Source organism: Mycobacterium sp. 852002-10029_SCH5224772 (assembly GCF_001667315.1).
GTDB lineage: Bacteria > Actinomycetota > Actinomycetes > Mycobacteriales > Mycobacteriaceae > Mycobacterium.
Genome location: NZ_LZHT01000036.1, coordinates 1 through 18,142 on the forward strand (window position 1 = coordinate 1; position 18,142 = coordinate 18,142).

An 18,142-nucleotide genomic window follows, 5' to 3' on the forward strand; every position below is an offset into this window, starting at 1 on the left:
GAGCGTCCGGCGGCGGGGGCGGTGCGTCTGGGGCCGGCGGAGGGGCGTCCGGCGCAGGCGGCAAAGCCTCCGGCGGAGGCGGCGCGCCACCGTCCTCCAGTTCCACCGGAAGGAACATGTGGTGCGTGAATCCTGCCTGGTAGGCGCCCGGGCCGCCGAGGTGCACACCGCCGCGCTCACCGCTGGCCACCGACGTTCCATCGGGCAGTGTCACCGCAGTGTGGCCACCGTTCCAACCAATGACCAAGGCGTTGGGCGCGGTCCCATATTGGAACCCCCGCGCCAACAACGCGGCTTCCTCGTTTCCGGTATTAAATCGATCTCCAAAAACTGGCCGATCAGTCGCGGCATTCGCAATCCACGAAGCGAGTCCCGAACAATCGGTTCCGGCGGGAGAATCCCCACCCGCAATATACGGGGTGCCGGAGACCTGATTGATCAACGACATCAATGTTGCAATAACGACCATGGGCAGCGAGGCTAGCAATAACATTTATTGCGAACCAAAATTTGTGGCGTAGGTCATTCGGTAAACCGGCAATGACCTACGCCGCAGCTAAAGCAAACTTATTACACACGGGTATATTTTTGGCGGCGAATTACTTGCGCTTTAGACCAGGCGCGCCGATCGGCGACCCGAGCCCTTCAGCGCCAGCCATCCGACCCGCCCAACGCCACCGACCGAAGCCACCTGCCCGCGAGCGGCGGTGTTGCCTCAGACGGGTGTCCATATGCCGTTGTTCCAGATGCCCCAATCAGCGTCAGTCGGGTTCCACATCATTTGAGCCCCGGGCGCCCACGCCGGTTGAGGTGGTGGCGGCGGCGCCCATGCCGGTGGGGGACCCCATGGCCCCCAACCCGCCGGGGCGGTCGGCCCGCCTGGATGTTGCCAGTCGTGGCAGCGATTCCAGTCCCAGTCCAAGACATTGCCCCACGCCGGGTTCCATGGCTCGCCCGGGCACCAGTGATCGGTGGGGGCCGGCGCCGCCTGCGCGACGGGGCCGCCGGCCAGGCCCAAAACGGACAGCGCCAACACCAGCACGGTCGTCGCCTGCCGCAGCCACGATCCCGATCGTTCGACAGTCGTCATCTCCCAAGGATTTCCCTGGACCGGACTCCGGGCAAGTAGTTGTTCGGATTTGCCGGAGTCTCCGGACTCGATCAGACTCCGAACTTGGCGCGTGCCTCGTCGGTGACCGGAGTGAACAGGTTGACCAAATTTCCGTCCGGATCCCGGAACAACAGCGCGCGATTGCCCCACGGCATCGTTGTCGGCGTCGTCACGATCTCCGCGACATGCTCGCGGAGCCGCTCGTATTCGGCGTCCACGTCCTCGACGATGAATTCCACGATCGCGCTCCGGTTCGCTGCCGGCTCGGCGGATCCGTCGCCGAACAGCGGCACCGTCTTGTCGCTACCGATGGCCAGCGTCCCAACCGGGGTCGGAATCTCCGCAAACAGCTCGTTTCCCCACACGGCCGACACTTCGGTGACCATCTCGTAGAAACTGACGAGCCGCTTCACGTCTGCGGTGATGATGCGGGTCGATACGAACTTCATGCGGTCCTCCTCGCGGCCCCGGTGGTGTGGTGTCGTGCGCGAAGGATGCTAACCGCCGCCTCCGACAACGATCGAGGTCACCGGACGTCGGTCTGGCACACCGAAGTGCGAAGGGTCGCGCCCGGTCATCGGGCCGGTAGCGTTCTCCTCGCCTGCAACGTGACGCCCGGCACCGTGTTCGCCAGGTCCGGTCGACTCTTCGCGAAAGCACGAATCGTCCGATAGAACGACCAAAGTTGGCGAGGCGTCGGAACTTTCGGCACCCAGGCCAACTCCCAGTGAATTCCATTGATCGGGTCGTCGAAGAACACCGCGTAGTAGCCGGGCCAGTACTGCGGGTAGTCCTTTGGCTCGTCGGTGACGGGGATCGCGCGTTCGACCAAGAATTCACGATGGAAGCGGTCGACCTCTGCCCTGCTGCGCGCCCACAACGCGATGTGGTTGATGCCGACCGCCTGGTCGGAGTGCGTCAGCTTCCCACCGGTGCGCGCGGGCTGGATGCCGATGTAGCTGTGCGGGTTGACATTACGCGTCATGTAATACGTCGACTGGTACTCCATGTTGAGCGACGAGAAACTGCTGTAGCCGAGCCAGCCGAACAACGCGTCGTAGAACGCGATTGAGTCGTCATAGTCCAACACCGCGAACTCGACGTGACAAACACCCCGCCACCGCATAGCGCCTCCTCAGGCCGATCCATTCCAGAATGCGGTCAGCACCACTTGCTCGACGACGTCGCCGTCGGCGTCGGCGTCGGCGTCACGACGTGCTAGATGATATTCGCCCGCCGACCGGACGCCCTCGTCGCCTGGGCTCCCATCACTTCATCCAATAAGCCGTGCCGCATCAGTGTCCGTGCTCTACGGTCGTCAAATGGGGGTCCGGGACGCGGTCATGGCGGGTATTGCTCAGCAGCTCGGTCATCCAAGTGGTCTGCGCGGGCGGCTGGTTGGTGCGGCGCTCAATCGGGGCAACCGGCGCTTCGTGAGCGCCGCCGTGCGGGCGCTGCAACCCGATGAAGCATCGGCGGTCGCCGATGTCGGATTCGGTGGCGCAGTGGGGCTGAAATTCCTGCTTGACAGTGTCGGTCCGTCGGGCAGAGTGCATGGTGTCGAGGTGTCGGAGACGATGCTCAGCCGGGCCGCGGGGCGCTACCGCCGTGACATCGCAACCGGGCGGCTGTCTTTGCATTCCGGGTCCATGACGCAGTTGCCCTTTCCCGATGGGGCATTGGACGGCGCCATCACCGTCAACACCATCTACTTCGTCGCCGAGCTCGACAGGGCGTTCAGAGAGCTTGCCAGGGTGATTAACAGTCGGGGTCGACTCGTCATCGGACTGGCCGACCCCGACGTCATGGCAAAACTGCCATTCACGGGACACGGCTTTCACCTCCGTCCGGTGCCGGACGTGATCGACGCGTTACGCAGGACCGGCCTCACAGTCGAACACCGTCAGATCAGTGAGGACGCCAACGCACCGCACCTGCTGATCGCCCAGGCGGTCGCGTGAAACGTCGCGAACAGTGCGGGACTTCGATCGAGGCAGACTTTCGGCTTCGTTCGAAAGGGACCGCCCTGCTTTGACGGCTTAGACGTTGAACCGGAACTCGACGACGTCGCCGTCGGCCATGATGTAGTCCTTGCCCTCCATGCGAACCTTGCCGGCCGCCTTGGCCGCCGCCATCGAGCCCGCGGCGACCAGGTCGTCGTAGGAGACGATTTCGGCCTTGATGAAACCTTTTTCGAAGTCGGTGTGGATCACCCCGGCGGCCTTGGGCGCGGTGTCGCCCTGGTGAATCACCCACGCACGCGCCTCTTTTGGGCCCGCCGTCAGGTAGGTCTGCAGCTTGAGCGTGTGAAAACCGGCCCGCGCCAACGCATCTAGCCCACGCTCGGTTTGCCCGATGGATTCCAAAAGCTCGGCGGCCGACTCGTCGTCCAGCTCCTGCAGCTCGGCCTCGATCTTCGCGTCCAGGAACACCGCGTCGGCAGGCGCAACCATCGCGGACAGCTCGGCCTTGCGGGCTTCATCAGTCAGCACGGACTCGTCGGCGTTGAACACATACAGAAACGGCTTGGTGGTCATCAGGTTCAGCTCGCGCAGCAGTGCCGCGTCGGCACCGGACGCGAAGAGTGTCTCACCCGAGTCCAGCACGGCCTGCGCGGCGACGGCCGCCTCGTGCACGGGCTTGCGCTCCTTGTTGTTGCGGGCTTCCTTCTCCAGCCGTGGCACGGCCTTTTCCAGGGTCTGCATGTCAGCGAGGATCAGCTCGGTCTCGATCACCTCGATGTCGGAGGCCGGATCGACCTTGCCGTCGACGTGCACGACGTCGTCGTCGGCGAACACCCGCACCACCTGGCAGATCGCGTCACACTCGCGGATGTTGGCCAGGAACTTGTTGCCCAGCCCGGCGCCCTCGGAGGCGCCCTTCACGATGCCGGCGATGTCGACGAACGTCACCGGTGCCGGCACGATCTTCTCGGAATCGAACATCTCCGCCAGCTTGTCCAGCCGCGGGTCGGGCAGGGGAACGACGCCCTCGTTGGGCTCGATCGTCGCGAACGGGTAGTTGGCCGCGACCACGTTGTTCCGGGTCAGCGCGTTGAACAAGGTCGACTTGCCGACATTCGGCAGGCCGACGATTCCCAGGCTCAGGCTCACAGGGAGCCAAGTCTAGGGGTCATGGCGGCGCCGGACGATCGGGACCGTCACGCGGCCGATCGTGCGTTGGAGCGGGGCACGCCACAGGGTCCCCGCGAGGTATTTACGGGCCTTTCGGTCCATTCCCGGTACGGTCTACATGTGTCAGCACAGCGGGCAAGTGCGACGGTGGACAGTGCTCACCGTTCGATTCACCCCAACATCCCAGGCGCCCCCTGGTACGCAGCCCTGCTTGTCGCCGTTACCGCGACAGCTATCGGCTACGGAATCGACGCTGGTCACAAGGAACTGACCCACGTATTCGCGGGCTTCTATATAGCGGGTTGCGTGGCGGCTGTGCTCGCGGTGCGCCAGGACGGCATCTTCACCACGATCATCCAGCCGCCGCTGATCCTGTTCTGCGCGGTACCCGGCGCCTACTGGCTGTTCCACGACGCCAAAATCGGCCGCCTCAAAGACCTGCTGATCAACTGCGGCTACCCGCTGATCGAGCGCTTCCCGCTGATGCTCGGCACCGCCGGCGTCGTGATGGCGATCGGACTGGCGCGCTGGTATTTCGGAAACGGCCAGGGCAGATCCACGGGGAGCACGTCCGCCGACTCCGCCGGCGCCACCAGCGTCGACGTCAAGTCCTTCTTCAGCAACATCGGCGCCAAACTGCAGTCGGCGTTGCAGCCCGACGCCGAGGACACCGACGAGGCGTCCGGGGCACGCCGCGGTCGCACGTCGGGCTCGTCGGCGAGAACCCGCCGCACGCCGCGCGACGGTCGCTCGTCCACGCGTTCCGCGCGGACCGGCTCCCGGCACGCACGGCCGTCCCTCGACGATGACTCGGTCGAGCGGCCCGCGCGTCCACGGCGCAGCAGCAGCCGTCGAAGCTCCGCGTCGGCCCGCGATTATGACGCCGCCGAACCACCCCGGCGGTCCCGCCGCCGGCCCAGGCCCGACAGCGACCCGGAGCTGCGGGGCCAATCTCCCCGCGAACCGCGCGCCCGCCGCAATCCCTACGAGCGGCCCTACGAGCGGCCCGCGCCGCGTAGCGGCCGATTCGACGGCTTTGAGTCCTACGGCGACCGGCACGACGACGGCCGCGAGCCCTATGAGCCGCGGCGCCGGCGGCCGCCCTCGCCCGGGAACAGCGGGACGCATCACCCCATCTCGCAGGTCCGCTACCGCGGCGGCACCCAGGACCAGCCGCGCGAGCCGCACACCGAGCGCCGGAGTCGCTCACGCACGCCCGGGCGCGCGCACGGGCGCCCCCCGGCCGAATCGTGGGAATACGACGTCTAGCGGCGATCGCGAGCGCGGCGGGTCGCCGCCAGCGGTCTAGGAGCTCAGCGCCTCAGCGGGGTGATCGGATCTCGCGCGGCAGCGCGAACACGAGGGTCTCCTGTGCCGTGGTCACCGGTTGCACCAGGTCGTAGCCGCACGCGGCGAGCCGCTCCAGCACACCTTGCACCAAGACCTCGGGAACGGACGCTCCGGAAGTGACACCCACCGTGGTGACGCCCTCGAGCCATGCCGGGTCGATGTCATCGGCCCAGTCGACCAGGTGAGCGGCGTCGGCCCCGCCACCCAGCGCCACCTCCACCAGCCGCACCGAATTCGACGAATTGCCGGACCCGACGACGATCACGAGCTCACACTCCGGCGCCATCGCCTTGACCGCGACCTGCCGGTTTTGCGTCGCGTAACAGATGTCGTCGCTGGGCGGATCCTGCAGCTTCGGGAATCGTTGCCGCAGCCGCCCGACGATTTCCATGGTCTCGTCGACCGACAACGTGGTCTGCGAGAGCCACACCACCTTGTCCTCGTCGCGGACGGTCACGTTGTCCACGGCGGCGACTCCGTCGACCAGCTGCACGTGGTCGGGCGCCTCCCCGGCGGTGCCGACAACCTCCTCGTGGCCCTCGTGGCCGATGAGCAGGATGTCGTAGTCGTTGCGGGCGAATCGCCGGGCCTCGTTGTGCACCTTGGTCACCAGCGGGCAGGAGGCATCGATGGTGCGCAGGTTACGTTCGGCGGCCGCCGCGTGCACCGAGGGCGCGACGCCGTGCGCGGAGAACACCACGATGGCGCCTTCGGGGACCTCGTCGGTCTCCTCGACGAACACCGCACCGGCCTTTTCCAGCGTGCTGACCACGTGCCGGTTGTGCACGATCTCGTGACGCACGTAGACCGGCGGGCCGTGCTTTTCCAGCGCGCGCTCCACGGTCTCCACGGCCCTGTCCACGCCCGCGCAGTAACCGCGCGGCTCGGCCAGGAGCACACGCTTGCGGGTCGGGGTGGCGGCTACCGAGCTGGATGCGCCGGGTATCCCCATGTCGACGGTCGAGGGCATGTCCCCCAGGGTACGTTCTGCCGACACGGGGCTGCCAGCTCGCGCCGGTGGGCTTGGAGTTAGCCGCCGCTTAAGGCAATCTTGGACCCATGGCTACTGCACCGTATGGGGTTCGGCTGCTGGTCGGTGCGGCGACGGTCGCCGTTGAGGAGACCATCAGGCTGCCGAAAACCATCCTGATGTACCCGATGACACTGGCCAGTCAGGCAGCACACATGGTGATGCGCTTCCAGCAGAACCTCGCCGAGCTGGTGATCAAAGGGGACAGCACCCTCGAGTCGATTTTCCCGCCCAAGGACGAGAAGCCGGAATGGGCGACGTTCGACGAGGACGTGGACGACGCGATCGACGGGGCGTATGCCGCGCTGCCCGACGGCAGCGAGGGCGAGCGCAGAGCCGAGGGACGGTTCGCGCTCTACTCGGTGGCCGATGCGCACGAAGACGCCAGCGCCCTGACCAAACCCGCCCGCCCCTCGAAGAAGCCGCCGGCCAGCGCGGCAGTTTCCCAACCCGAGGTGGCCACCGAACTGGACTACTCGGCCCTGACGCTGGCCCAGCTGCGCGCCCGTCTGCAATCGCTGAGCGTCGATGAACTCGAGGCACTGCTGGCCTACGAGCAGGCGACCAAGGGCCGCGCGCCGTTCCAGACGCTGCTCGCCAACAGGATCACCCGCGCGAACGCGAAGTGACCCGAGCCGCGACGTCCGAACCGAACTCCGCCGAGAACCCGTTTCCGGTGCGCGCGGTGGCAATCCGGGTCGCGGGCTGGATCGACAAGCTGGGCACCGTCTGGGTGGAGGGTCAGCTCGCCCAGGTCTCGATGCGGCCTGATTCCAAAACCGTGTTCATGGTGCTGCGTGACCCGGCGGCCGACATGTCGCTGACCGTGACGTGCCCGCGGGATTTGGTGCGCAATGCGCCGGTGAAGCTGGCCGAGGGCACCCAGGTGGTGGTGTGCGGCAAGCCATCGTTTTACACCGGTCGCGGCACATTCTCGTTGCGGCTCAGCGAGATTCGCGCGGTGGGGGTTGGTGAGCTGCTGGCCCGCATCGATCGGCTGCGCAGACTGCTGGATGCCGAGGGGCTTTTCGATCCCCGGCTCAAGCGGCCAATCCCCTTCCTGCCCAACATGATCGGCTTGATCACCGGCCGGGCCAGCGCGGCCGAGCGCGACGTGAAAACCGTGGCCGCCGGGCGCTGGCCCGCGGTGCGTTTCGCCGTACGGAATACGGCGGTCCAGGGGCCCAACGCCGTAGCGCAGATCGTCGACGCCCTACACGAGCTCGATCGCGATGCCGACGTCGACGTGATTGTCCTGGCCCGCGGCGGCGGCAGCGTCGAGGACCTGCTGCCGTTCTCCGACGAGACGCTGTGCCGCACCATCGCGGCGTGCCGCACCCCGGTGATCAGCGCGGTCGGTCACGAACCCGACAACCCGCTGTGCGATCTGGTCGCCGATCTGCGTGCGGCCACCCCCACCGACGCGGCCAAGAAGGTGGTCCCCGACACCGCGGCCGAGCAGCGGCTGATCGGCGACCTGCGCCGCCGCAGCGCGCAGGCGCTGCGCAACTGGGTATCTCGCGAGCAGCGGGCGCTGGCCCAGGTACGCAGCCGCCCGGTGCTGGCCGAGCCGCTGACGGCGCTGACGGCGCGCGCCGAGGAGATTCACCGCGCGCGGTCGGCGATTCGCCGCGACGTCACTCGGCTGGCCGCCACCGAGACCGAGCGGATCGGCCACTTGGGCGCGCGGCTGGCGACGCTGGGGCCGGCGGCCACATTGGCGCGCGGCTATGCGGTCGTGCAAGCGGTGGGGCCCACCGAGAGTCAGGTGCTGCGTTCGGTCGACGACGCGCCGGCGGGCACCCGGTTGCGGGTGCGGGTGGCCGACGGCGCCGTGGCCGCGGTCAGCGAAGGACCGGTCGATGGCGCGTAAAAACGACGGCGGGGACGGCTCCGCCGGCCCGGAGGGGACCGAATCTATTACACCTATTAGTGACCTGGGCTATGAAGCGTGCCGGGACGAGCTGATCGAGGTCGTGCGGCTGCTGGAGCAGGGAGGGCTGGACCTGGATGCGTCGCTGCAACTATGGGAAAGAGGCGAACAGCTGGCTAAACGGTGCGAAGAGCACTTAGCTGGCGCACGCAAGCGCATTGAGGATGCGCTCGCGGCGGGCGACGCCGAGGACGCCTGAATCGCACACCATCGGGGGGGCTGAGTTGAACGACTTTTTCCGAACTGGAACACGTTTCAGTTATGATTTCGCGCATGGGTGATCCATCACTGACGGCCGAGCTCGGCCGCGTCCTGGTCACCGGGGGTTCCGGGTTCGTCGGCGCCAACCTGGTGACCACTCTGCTCGACCGCGGGTATCAGGTCCGCTCGTTTGACCGCGCCCCCTCGCCGCTGCCGGAGCATCCTCAGTTGGAGGTGCTGCAGGGTGACATCACCGACACGGCCGTGTGCGCCCGAGCGGTCGACGGCATCGACACGGTATTTCACACCGCGGCGATCATCGACCTGATGGGCGGCGCGTCGGTGACCGACGAGTACCGGCAGCGCAGCTTCGGGGTCAACGTCGGCGGGACCGAGAACCTGGTCCGCGCCGGGCAGGCGGCCGGGGTGCAGCGCTTCGTCTACACCTCGTCCAACAGCGTCGTCATGGGCGGGGAGAACATCGTCGGCGGCGACGAGACGCTGCCCTACACCAACCGGTTCAACGACCTGTACACCGAGACCAAGGTGATCGCCGAGCGATTCGTGTTGGGGCAAAACGGTGTTGAAGGCCTGCTGACGTGTGCCATTCGGCCCAGCGGGATCTGGGGCCGCGGCGACCAGACGATGTTTCGCAAGCTGTTCGAAAGCGTGATCGCCGGCCACGTCAAGGTGCTGATCGGCCGCAAATCGGCCCGGTTGGACAACTCCTACGTGCACAACCTGATTCACGGTTTCATCTTGGCGGCCCAGCACCTGACACCCGGCGGTACCGCACCCGGTCAGGCGTATTTCATCAACGACGCCGAGCCGATCAACATGTTCGAATTCGCCCGGCCGGTGGTCGAAGCGTGCGGGGAGAGGTGGCCCCGGGTCCGGGTGAACGGACCCGTCGTGCGCGCGGCGATGACCGGGTGGCAGCGGCTGCATTTCCGGTTCGGGATACCGGCGCCGCTGCTCGAGCCACTCGCCGTCGAGCGGCTGTATCTGGACAACTTCTTCTCGATCGCCAAGGCGTCTCGTGACCTTGGCTATCAGCCCCTGTTCACTACGGAGCAGGCCCTGTCGGAATGTCTGCCGTACTACGTGGGCATGTTCGACCAGATGAAGCGAGAAGCGTTGACGGCCAAGGCTTCCGTTTAGCGGAAGCTCACCATCTCGGTGCCCCACGCGGCGCGGATGTCCGCGTCGACGTCCTGCGCGAGGGCGTCCTTTTTGCCGATGAGCAGGCAGGCACGATCGTTCGCCCGGTACGGCGCCCAGTCCGGCTCACCGGCAGGGCCCGCGGGCTTGCCGTGCGCGGCGAAGTTGACCCATCGGGTACGCACCCTTTTGGAGACCGCTTTGGCGGTTCTGGTACCACCGAGCTTCAGCGTGGGATCCTTGGGCGCACCGAGAGTGCCCCACACGTAAGGCAATTCGGTCGCGTGCGCGGCCCCGACCGTCAGCAGCTTGAACAACGGCGTGGAGTAATCGAAGCGGTACAGATACACCGGCGCCACGCGGGCGTGCCCCTCGGCGAGCCACACCGACGGCATCCGGAAGCCGACGTCGGTCGCGATGCTCAAACTCCGTGCCTTGCGCCGCAATCGCGAGTACGCCGAGCCGATCTCCTCCTCGGTGGGCAACTGCAAATCGGGTTGTTCGGCGGCAATCTGATTGAACATCGACGTGATCGCGCTCGGGGTGATCGGCATCAGCGGCGAGCGCATCAGCCGGAAGAGCGCCGCCTCGTGTTTGTTGGTGCCGATGATCAGCGGGACCGGATGGGTGCGGCCCTCCTGCGCCAGCTTGACCGGGTAGTCGCCTAACACGTCGCCGTCGACGATCGGCACGAACGCCAGCGTCCCCGGGTTGCGCGCCGGCACTTCGTCGAACACCTCCTGCGACGCGGCCAGGATCGTCGCCATCGGCATGTCGACCAGCCGTTGCGACTCGGACGGGGCGATTCCCAGCTTGCCGAGGAAGGCTTCGGTGACCCGGCGCGCCCGGTCGCGGTCGTAGACCGAGGTGGCCGGTGAGCTCTGCGCGATCGCGCCGGCGAACAAGCCCTCGGCGGCCGGGCTGGCCAGCAGCGTGGTGACCATTCCCGCACCGGCGGATTCACCGAACAGCGTCACCCGTTGCGGATCGCCCCCGAAGGCGGCGACGTTGTCGCGCACCCACTCCAGTGCCGCCAGCGCGTCGCGCAGCCCCACGTTCGAGTCGAAATGTCGCCCCGCGGCGTCGAACGACGACAGGTCGAGAAAGCCGAGCACCCCGAGCCGGTAGTTGACCGTCACCACCACGACGTCGCCGTGGCCGACCAGTCTGCGGCCGTCATAGAGGGTCTGGCTGCTCGACCCCAGGACGTAGGCGCCGCCGTGCAGCCAGACCAGCACGGGTTTGGCGTCGCCGGGCCGGGTGTCAGCGGACACCCAGACGTTGAGCCGCAGGCAGTCTTCACCCTGCGGCGCGCCCAGATCCAGCGGCATGTTGGGAAATACCGGCTGCGGGCAGGCCGGGCCGAACGCGGTGGCGGCGGCGACCTCGGTCCACCGCTCGGGCGGTTGCGGCGCCCGGAAACGCAAGTCGCCCACCGGCGCCGCCGCGTAGCGAATGCCTTTCCACGCCTTGGCGCGGCCCTCGTCGACGCCGCGGACCGGGCCGTAGCTGGTTTCCACCACCAGGTCGTCGATCACCATGCGCGTGCTAGGTGAGCCGCTCGGTCAGAAAATCGACCACACGTTTGCGGGCTTCGTACGCCGGCTGGCCGTCGATCTCGCGGACCTCATCGGTGAGCACCGAATGCGCCATCTTGCCAAAGCCGTGTTCATTGCCGGGTCCCGAATCGATATCGATCACCTCGAACGCGTCGCCCAGGCGCTCCTTGAGCGTCGCGAACCGCTCGCCGGGCGCCATTTTGTCCTCGCTGAACCGCAATCCCATGGCGCACAGGCCGTCGTTGTCGCACCGGTCGGCCACGGTGGCCAGCTCGGACTCGCTCAAGCCGGGGTCGCGCCGCCGCGCGGCGCCGAGCGGGAACGGGACCGACGGTTGAGAAAGCACCGGTGCCAGCACGCTGTCGTCGACCGCGGCGGCCAGCGCGAAGCCGCCGGTGAAGCATTGGCCGATCACGCCGACACCCTTGCCGGGTGTCGAGGCGTTGAGGTCACGCGCCAGTGCCCGCAGGCATACCGATACCGGGCGTTGCTTGTTCAGCGCTAACGCCGCGAATTCCCTTGCCACGCAAGCTCGTGCGATGGCACTGACGACGTAACCGGGCGTCTTGGCCTTGCCCGGCTCGCCGAACAGCGACGGAATGGCGACGGTGAAACCGTTGTCCACCAGGTGATTACCCAAGGCCAGCACACCGGGGTGGATACCGGGGATCTCGGGGATCAGCACCACGCCGGGGCCGGTGCCCTTGCGGTAGACGTCGTGGGTGTAGCCGCCGCCGGTGAACGGCGCCGCCGCCCATCCGGACAGATCGGCCTCTGGTGCGCTCACGCGAGTCCCCTTCTATCGGCTGGTCGGCAGCGGCGGCTGCGATTGCGTCGCCGACGCCAGCGTACGAAATTGATCGCTGTTTCCGGCGCCGGTTATCGCGATCTGCGTGGCACCGCCCGGACCGCTGAGGCGGGTCGTCCACACCGCCTCGGCGTCCGCGCCGCTTTCGCCGGAACCTTGATAGACGACCCAGTTGGTCCCGGCGACATCGACCGCCCCGGTCGGGTACGACGACGGATGGATCGAATTGACCAGCTTGTCCTCGTCGGCGTTGCTCTGGGTCAGGCTCAGATACATGCCGCTCGGACTGATGTATCCGACCACCGAGATCGGAGCGTTCACCCGCTGACCCGTCGCGGGGTCTGCTCGCCCGTGGGGGATCCCGCCGCGGCGCCCGGAGTTGGCCTGCCAGCCGGCCGGCAGCTGCGGTTGGCGGATGGGGAAGCCCAGCGTCTCCGCGTCCGCCCGCAGGGCCGCCGCGGCGTCATAGGACGGGATGGGGCCCTTGTGGCTGTCGAGCTGGAACGAACACATGCCCAGCAGCCCGGCCAGCACCACGCAGCCGATTACCAGCGGAATCAGGGACCAGAACATGTCCCGGCCGTCCTGCAGCAGCCGGGGCTTGGCCGGTCGGGGGCCCGGGCCCGCGACCGGTTCGGCGGCAGGGGTCGGCTCCCCGGCGACATAGCCGTCCGAGCTGGCATTCAGCGGCGGCTTCTCGGTCATCCCCCGAGTATCCCAGTTCCAGCCGACCGATCCGCTTCTGGGACAATCACCAACCATGACAGTTGAGGGCGACCACTCATCCACCGCCAATGGTCGAGCTCCGGCGCAGACGCGGCCGCGCGGTGAGGCTCCAGACCGCAACCTGGCCTTGGAACTGGTCCGCGTGACCGAGGCCGGCGCCATGGCCGCCGGCCGCTGGGTCGGGCGCGGCGACAAAGAAGGTGGTGACGGGGCGGCCGTCGACGCGATGCGCGAGCTGGTCAACTCGGTCTCGATGCGCGGTGTGGTCGTCATCGGCGAGGGCGAGAAGGACCACGCGCCGATGCTCTACAACGGCGAGGAGGTCGGCAACGGCGACGGCGCGGAGTGCGACTTCGCCGTCGACCCGATCGACGGCACCACGCTGATGAGCAAGGGCATGCCCAACGCCATCTCCGTGCTGGCGGTGGCCGACCGCGGCGCGATGTTCGACCCGTCGGCGGTGTTCTACATGAACAAGATCGCCGTCGGCCCCGAGGCCGCGCACGTGCTCGACATCACCGCGCCGATCGCCGAAAACATCAAGGCCGTCGCCAAGGTGAAGGCGCTGTCGGTGCGCGACATGACCGTGTGCATCCTGGACCGGCCGCGGCACGCCCAGCTGATCGAAGACGTCCGTGCCACCGGAGCCCGCATCCGGCTGATCACCGACGGCGACGTCGCGGGCGCCATCTCGGCCTGCCGGCCGCACTCGGGCACCGACATGCTGGCCGGGATCGGTGGCACCCCGGAAGGCATCATCGCCGCCGCCGCGATCCGCTGCATGGGCGGCGCCATCCAGGCGCAGTTGGCGCCCACCGACGACGACGAACGCCAAAAGGCCATCGACGCCGGCTATGACCTCGATCAGATACTGACCACCGAGGACTTGGTGTCCGGCGACAACGTCTTCTTCTGCGCCACCGGGGTCACCAGCGGGGACCTGCTCAAGGGCGTGCAGTACTTCCCCGGTGGCTGCACCACCCAATCGATCGTCATGCGGTCGAAGTCGGGCACCGTCCGGATGATCGAGGCCTACCACCGGCTTTCGAAGCTCAACGAATACTCCGCCATCGACTTCACCGGCGACAGTTCTGCCGCCTACCCCCTGCCCTGACCGACCGGATCGAAGAACGAGGAAGCCAGCACTCTATGGCCTTGAACAACACTGAAGACGCCGAGTACCGCATCGAGCACGACACCATGGGCGAGGTCCGCGTACCCGCAAAAGCGTTGTGGCGCGCCCAAACCCAGCGTGCGGTCGAGAACTTTCCGATCTCGGGCCGGGGTCTGGAGCGCACCCAGATCCGCGCGCTGGGCCTGCTGAAGGGCGCCTGCGCGCAGGTCAACAAGGACCTCGGGCTGCTGGCTGCGGACAAGGCCGACGCGATCATCGCCGCGGCCGCCGAGATCGCCGACGGCCGGCACGACGACCAGTTCCCCATCGACGTCTTCCAGACCGGTTCGGGCACCAGCTCCAACATGAACACCAACGAGGTGATCGCCAGCATCGCGGCCGCCAACGGCGTCACGGTGCACCCCAACGACGACGTCAACATGTCGCAGTCGTCGAACGACACCTTCCCCACCGCAACCCACATCGCGGCCACCGAAGCCGCCGTGCGCCACCTCATTCCGGCGCTCGAGGTGCTGCACGACGCGCTGGCGGGCAAGGCCCGCGAATGGCAGACCGTGGTCAAGTCGGGCCGCACCCACCTCATGGACGCCGTTCCCGTGACGCTCGGGCAGGAATTCAGCGGATACGCCCGCCAGATCGAGGCGGGCGTCGAGCGAGTGCGCGCCACGCTGCCCCGCCTGGGTGAGCTCGCGATCGGCGGGACCGCGGTGGGTACCGGCCTCAACGCCCCCGACGGCTTCGGCGCCAAGGTGGTCGAAACCTTGGTCGCTTCCACGGGCCTGAGCGAATTGCGTACGGCGGCCAACTCGTTCGAGGCTCAGGCCGCGCGCGATGGGCTGGTCGAGGCGTCCGGTGCGCTGCGCACCATCGCCGTGTCACTGACCAAGATCGCCAACGACATCCGCTGGATGGGGTCGGGCCCGCTGACCGGCCTGGCCGAGATTGCGCTGCCCGACCTGCAACCGGGTAGCTCGATCATGCCGGGCAAGGTGAATCCGGTTCTCCCCGAGGCGGTTACGCAGGTCGCCGCGCAGGTGATCGGCAACGACGCCGCGGTCGCCTGGGGCGGCGGGAACGGCGCCTTCGAGCTCAACGTGTACATCCCGATGATGGCCCGCAACGTGCTCGAGTCGTTCAAGCTGCTGACCAACGTGTCGAAGCTGTTCGCGGAGCGCTGCATCAGCGGGCTGGCGGCCAATGTGGAGCACCTGCGCGAACTCGCCGAATCGTCGCCGTCCATCGTGACGCCGCTGAACTCGGCGATCGGCTACGAGGAGGCCGCCGCGGTCGCCAAGCAAGCCCTCAAGGAGCGCAAGACGATTCGCCAGACCGTCATCGACCGCGGCCTGATCGGCGACAAGCTGTCGATCGAGGAGCTCGACCGCCGGCTGGACGTGCTGGCCATGGCGAAGGTCAAGCCGGAAGACTAAGGCCCGGCCGTCATGCGGCGGCGGTGGTCGATGAGAGTAAGGGTGGTATTTGCATGACGGCTCCTCCCGGTGGACCCTACGGTCAGGGGCCTTACGGAAGCAATCCGTATGGACAGGAGCCGAATTGGGGCGGCCAGCCGCAAGCCGGCGGCCCCGGCCCCTACCCGCAGGGGCCGTACCCGCAGGGCGGTCCGTACGCCTACCCGCAGGGGCAGTACCCCTATCCCCCGCCGGGTGGTCCAACCGGCAACCCGTACCAGACGCCGCAGTATCCCCCACCAGGACAACCCTTTCCGCCCGGCGGGCCCTACCCACCGGGCCCACCCCCCGGCGGATCAAAGCTGCCCTGGTTGATAGTCACCGGCCTGGTCGCGCTGGCCGTGATCGCGTTGGTGGCCACCCTCGTGGTGATGAAAGGCGGCCACGGCAACAAGCCATCGAGCGCCGCGCCCCCGTCCACTAGCACCTCGGTCTCGCAACCGAAGAATTCGGCACAGAACGCCACCGATTGCACGCCGAACGTGTCCGGCGGCGAGATGCCCCGGACCGACTCGATCGCCGCCGGCAAACTCTCGTTCCCGGCCAGCGCGCCGCCCTCCGGGTGGACGGTGTTCTCCGACGACCAGGGCCCGAACCTGATCGGCGGGCTCGGCGTCGCCCAGGACGTGCCCGGCGCCAACCAGTGGATGATGACGGCCGAGGTCGGCGTCACCAATTTCGTTGCCAGCATGGACCTCTCGGCGCAAGCCACCAAACTGATGCAGTGCGTGGTCAACGGGCCCGGATATGCGAACGCGATACCCACGCTGGGACCGGTCAAGACGTCGTCGATCACCGTGGACGGGACCAAAGCGGTGCGGGCCGACGCCGACGTCACGATCGCCGACCCCACCCGCAACGTCAAAGGCGACTCGGTCAGCATCATCGCGGTCGACACCAAACCGGTCACCGTTTTCATCGGTAGCACACCCATCGGTGACACCGCCTCGGCGGACATCGTCGGCAAGATCATCGCCGCGCTGAAGGTCGCGAAGTCCTGACGCGACCTGGTCCTCCTAACCGGCCGGGCCCGTCGGCGCCGAGACGTGGGTTGTCTCGGATCGCCCACGCAGCACGGTGGAATAGCATTCGGCCCAGTGCCCGCGTTCGGCCTCACCGGCCGCATCGATCGCGGCCGCCGAACACAGGATTCGCCGGTCGGAAGTCTTGGCGAGGTCGGCCAGTCGCGCTGCTTCGTTGACGGCGTCGCCGATCACGGTGTATTCGTAGCGGTTTTCGGCCCCGACGTTGCCGGCGAAAACGCGCCCTGCGGAGACACCGATGCCGAAATCGACTGGCAATCGCCGCAGTTGAGTGGCCAGCGTGCGGGCCGTCGCCAGGGCCGACGACGCCGGGTCGCTCGTCGGCAACGGCACCCCGAACACGGCCAGCGCGGCATCACCGGCGAATTTGTTGATCATCCCTTGGTGTTCGTCGACGGCGTTGACGACGATCCTGAAGAAGTCGTTGAGCACCTCGGCAACCTCCTGCGGGGGATGGCTTTCCGCGAGCTGGGTGGAGCCCACCAGGTCGATGAAAAGCACGGCCGCTTCGACTACGTGCCCCGACAGCGAGGCGCCCTCTTCGACGGCGCGCTGGGCGACGTCGGCCCCGACATGGCGCCCGAACAAATCACGCAGCCGGTCGCGCTCGGCGAGCCCGGCCACCATGCGGTTGAATCCCGTTTGCAGCCGCCCGATTTGGGAACGTTCGTAGGCGCCGACGTAGGTTTCCATCCGGCCATGCTCGACCTCCGCCATGGCGTCGACGACCTCGCCGATCGGATCCGAGATGGACCGCGAGGTCAGGATCATCGTCGGCAATCCCAGCACCAGCGCCGCCAGCGATACCACCAGGATCGGCACGTCCAACGATGCGGACTTCTCGATCAGCCACCCATACGAGCGGAGAACGACCATCGTCGCGATGACCGCGATGGGAAACGCGCTGCAGAGAAACCACAGCAGAACCAGTCGCGCGTACACACTCGGCACCGCCAGCCGTGGCTCGGCGCCCAGCGTGGCGGCACGCATGATGGGCCGCAGGGTGCGTTGCGCGAGCAGCATCCCCGTCCCGGCGGCAGCCGTGCCGCCAAGCAGCACGCCAAGCATGATGGGCAGCAGAAGTCGGGCCCCGCCACCGAGATTCAGCAGAATGAAGGTTCCGCCGCTCAGCGCCCAGGCCGTCACCAGGATCGCCGACTGGCGGCCCGCCAGCTTCATCACGGCGTCGCGTTGTTCCGGCGTCGGTTCGTCGCCTGGCACAAACCACCGCAGGGTGGGGGCCAAGCTCAGGGCACCGGCCACCGAGACACCGGCGATGCCCAGCACGACGAGCAGCGCCACGGGAACGGTGCTGTGCCGCGCGAAGTCGTCGTTGGCCCCGACGGAAGTGTGGCCGCGCAACGGGATCAAGATGGCGGCCGCTTCGACGACGGCCAGAACATACGACAGGCTCAGGTCAAGTCCGTAGTGAAACATCCACCGCCGAGCGGACTTTCGTCCTTTCATGGCGGGCCCGAGACT

At 67.4% G+C, this 18,142-nt stretch carries 19 protein-coding genes; 9 read left to right on the top strand and 10 right to left on the bottom strand.

The genetic code is table 11. From position 1 onward, the window contains the following. The 4 genes from A5775_RS24690 to A5775_RS07940 all read right to left on the bottom strand — a co-directional run. A partial coding sequence (locus A5775_RS24690; RefSeq protein ID WP_369827797.1) for a peptidoglycan endopeptidase occupies window positions 1-469 on the bottom strand: 469 nt, incomplete at its 3' end. Between the two features lie 246 nt (window positions 470-715). Continuing rightward, complete coding sequence (locus A5775_RS24695; RefSeq protein WP_197512425.1) at window positions 716-1,090, bottom strand: hypothetical protein; 375 nt, start codon at window positions 1,088-1,090, stop codon at window positions 716-718. Window positions 1,091-1,161: 71 nt separating this feature from the next. Continuing rightward, window positions 1,162-1,560 carry a VOC family protein gene (locus tag A5775_RS07935; RefSeq protein ID WP_067250300.1) on the bottom strand — a complete coding sequence of 133 codons (399 nt, stop codon included), beginning with the start codon at window positions 1,558-1,560 and terminating at the stop codon, window positions 1,162-1,164. A 125-nt stretch (window positions 1,561-1,685) separates the two neighbouring features. Then, the gene (locus A5775_RS07940) at window positions 1,686-2,237 is read right to left on the bottom strand and encodes a VOC family protein (protein WP_067250303.1); all 552 of its coding nucleotides are present in this window, start codon (window positions 2,235-2,237) and stop codon (window positions 1,686-1,688) included. A gap of 172 nt (window positions 2,238-2,409) precedes the next feature. Here A5775_RS07940 and A5775_RS07945 point away from each other — a divergent pair, with 172 nt between their 5' ends. Continuing rightward, window positions 2,410-3,072: a class I SAM-dependent methyltransferase gene (locus A5775_RS07945; RefSeq protein WP_067250305.1), complete on the top strand. Its 663-nt coding sequence runs from the start codon at window positions 2,410-2,412 to the stop codon at window positions 3,070-3,072. Window positions 3,073-3,150: 78 nt separating this feature from the next. Here the strand turns inward: A5775_RS07945 and ychF are convergent, their stop codons facing one another. Next, on the bottom strand, window positions 3,151-4,224 hold the full coding sequence (gene ychF, locus A5775_RS07950) for a redox-regulated ATPase YchF (RefSeq protein ID WP_067250308.1): 1,074 nt from the start codon (window positions 4,222-4,224) through the stop codon (window positions 3,151-3,153). A gap of 141 nt (window positions 4,225-4,365) precedes the next feature. On the opposite strand from ychF, the gene A5775_RS07955 reads away from it, so the two are divergent. Then, window positions 4,366-5,514: a DUF6542 domain-containing protein gene (locus tag A5775_RS07955; RefSeq protein WP_197512427.1), complete on the top strand. Its 1,149-nt coding sequence runs from the start codon at window positions 4,366-4,368 to the stop codon at window positions 5,512-5,514. A 52-nt stretch (window positions 5,515-5,566) separates the two neighbouring features. Here the strand turns inward: A5775_RS07955 and A5775_RS07960 are convergent, their stop codons facing one another. Continuing rightward, window positions 5,567-6,565, bottom strand: coding sequence for a 4-hydroxy-3-methylbut-2-enyl diphosphate reductase (locus A5775_RS07960; protein ID WP_067250314.1), 999 nt, complete (start codon window positions 6,563-6,565; stop codon window positions 5,567-5,569). A gap of 89 nt (window positions 6,566-6,654) precedes the next feature. On the opposite strand from A5775_RS07960, the gene A5775_RS07965 reads away from it, so the two are divergent. The 4 genes from A5775_RS07965 (at window position 6,655) to A5775_RS07980 (ending at window position 9,920) form a co-directional block, all read left to right on the top strand. Next, on the top strand, window positions 6,655-7,254 hold the full coding sequence (locus A5775_RS07965) for a lipid droplet-associated protein (RefSeq protein ID WP_067250317.1): 600 nt from the start codon (window positions 6,655-6,657) through the stop codon (window positions 7,252-7,254). Then, on the top strand, window positions 7,251-8,498 hold the full coding sequence (gene xseA / locus A5775_RS07970) for an exodeoxyribonuclease VII large subunit (protein WP_067250320.1): 1,248 nt from the start codon (window positions 7,251-7,253) through the stop codon (window positions 8,496-8,498). The genes A5775_RS07965 and xseA overlap by 4 nt, the downstream gene beginning before the upstream one ends. Beyond that, entirely contained in the window at window positions 8,488-8,757 is a 270-nt protein-coding gene (locus tag A5775_RS07975; protein WP_067250323.1) for an exodeoxyribonuclease VII small subunit, read from the top strand. Before xseA ends, A5775_RS07975 begins: the two co-directional genes overlap by 11 nt. Window positions 8,758-8,819: 62 nt before the next feature. After that, the gene (locus A5775_RS07980) at window positions 8,820-9,920 is read left to right on the top strand and encodes an NAD-dependent epimerase/dehydratase family protein (RefSeq protein ID WP_067250326.1); all 1,101 of its coding nucleotides are present in this window, start codon (window positions 8,820-8,822) and stop codon (window positions 9,918-9,920) included. Here the strand turns inward: A5775_RS07980 and A5775_RS07985 are convergent. Genes A5775_RS07985 through A5775_RS07995 form a run of 3 tightly spaced genes read right to left on the bottom strand, consistent with a single transcriptional unit; the run spans window position 9,917 to window position 12,992 of the window. Then, window positions 9,917-11,461: a carboxylesterase/lipase family protein gene (locus A5775_RS07985; RefSeq protein ID WP_067250328.1), complete on the bottom strand. Its 1,545-nt coding sequence runs from the start codon at window positions 11,459-11,461 to the stop codon at window positions 9,917-9,919. The genes A5775_RS07980 and A5775_RS07985 overlap by 4 nt on opposite strands. A 7-nt stretch (window positions 11,462-11,468) precedes the next feature. Beyond that, window positions 11,469-12,266 (bottom strand): dienelactone hydrolase family protein, encoded by a 798-nt coding sequence (locus A5775_RS07990; protein WP_067250331.1) that lies wholly within the window; start codon window positions 12,264-12,266, stop codon window positions 11,469-11,471. Between the two features lie 12 nt (window positions 12,267-12,278). Beyond that, window positions 12,279-12,992: a DUF4245 domain-containing protein gene (locus A5775_RS07995; protein WP_067250334.1), complete on the bottom strand. Its 714-nt coding sequence runs from the start codon at window positions 12,990-12,992 to the stop codon at window positions 12,279-12,281. A 55-nt stretch (window positions 12,993-13,047) separates the two neighbouring features. On the opposite strand from A5775_RS07995, the gene glpX reads away from it, so the two are divergent. Genes glpX through A5775_RS08010 form a run of 3 tightly spaced genes read left to right on the top strand, consistent with a single transcriptional unit; the run spans window position 13,048 to window position 16,618 of the window. Further along, a complete protein-coding gene (gene glpX / locus A5775_RS08000) occupies window positions 13,048-14,127 on the top strand; it encodes a class II fructose-bisphosphatase (RefSeq protein ID WP_156660614.1) in 1,080 nt (359 codons plus the stop codon). A 41-nt stretch (window positions 14,128-14,168) separates the two neighbouring features. Then, on the top strand, window positions 14,169-15,578 hold the full coding sequence (locus tag A5775_RS08005) for a class II fumarate hydratase (RefSeq protein ID WP_369827798.1): 1,410 nt from the start codon (window positions 14,169-14,171) through the stop codon (window positions 15,576-15,578). Between the two features lie 53 nt (window positions 15,579-15,631). Further along, a complete protein-coding gene (locus A5775_RS08010) occupies window positions 15,632-16,618 on the top strand; it encodes a hypothetical protein (RefSeq protein WP_067250339.1) in 987 nt (328 codons plus the stop codon). A gap of 15 nt (window positions 16,619-16,633) precedes the next feature. Here the strand turns inward: A5775_RS08010 and A5775_RS08015 are convergent, their stop codons facing one another. Then, the gene (locus A5775_RS08015) at window positions 16,634-18,097 is read right to left on the bottom strand and encodes an adenylate/guanylate cyclase domain-containing protein (protein WP_067250342.1); all 1,464 of its coding nucleotides are present in this window, start codon (window positions 18,095-18,097) and stop codon (window positions 16,634-16,636) included. Window positions 18,098-18,142 lie beyond the last annotated feature (45 nt).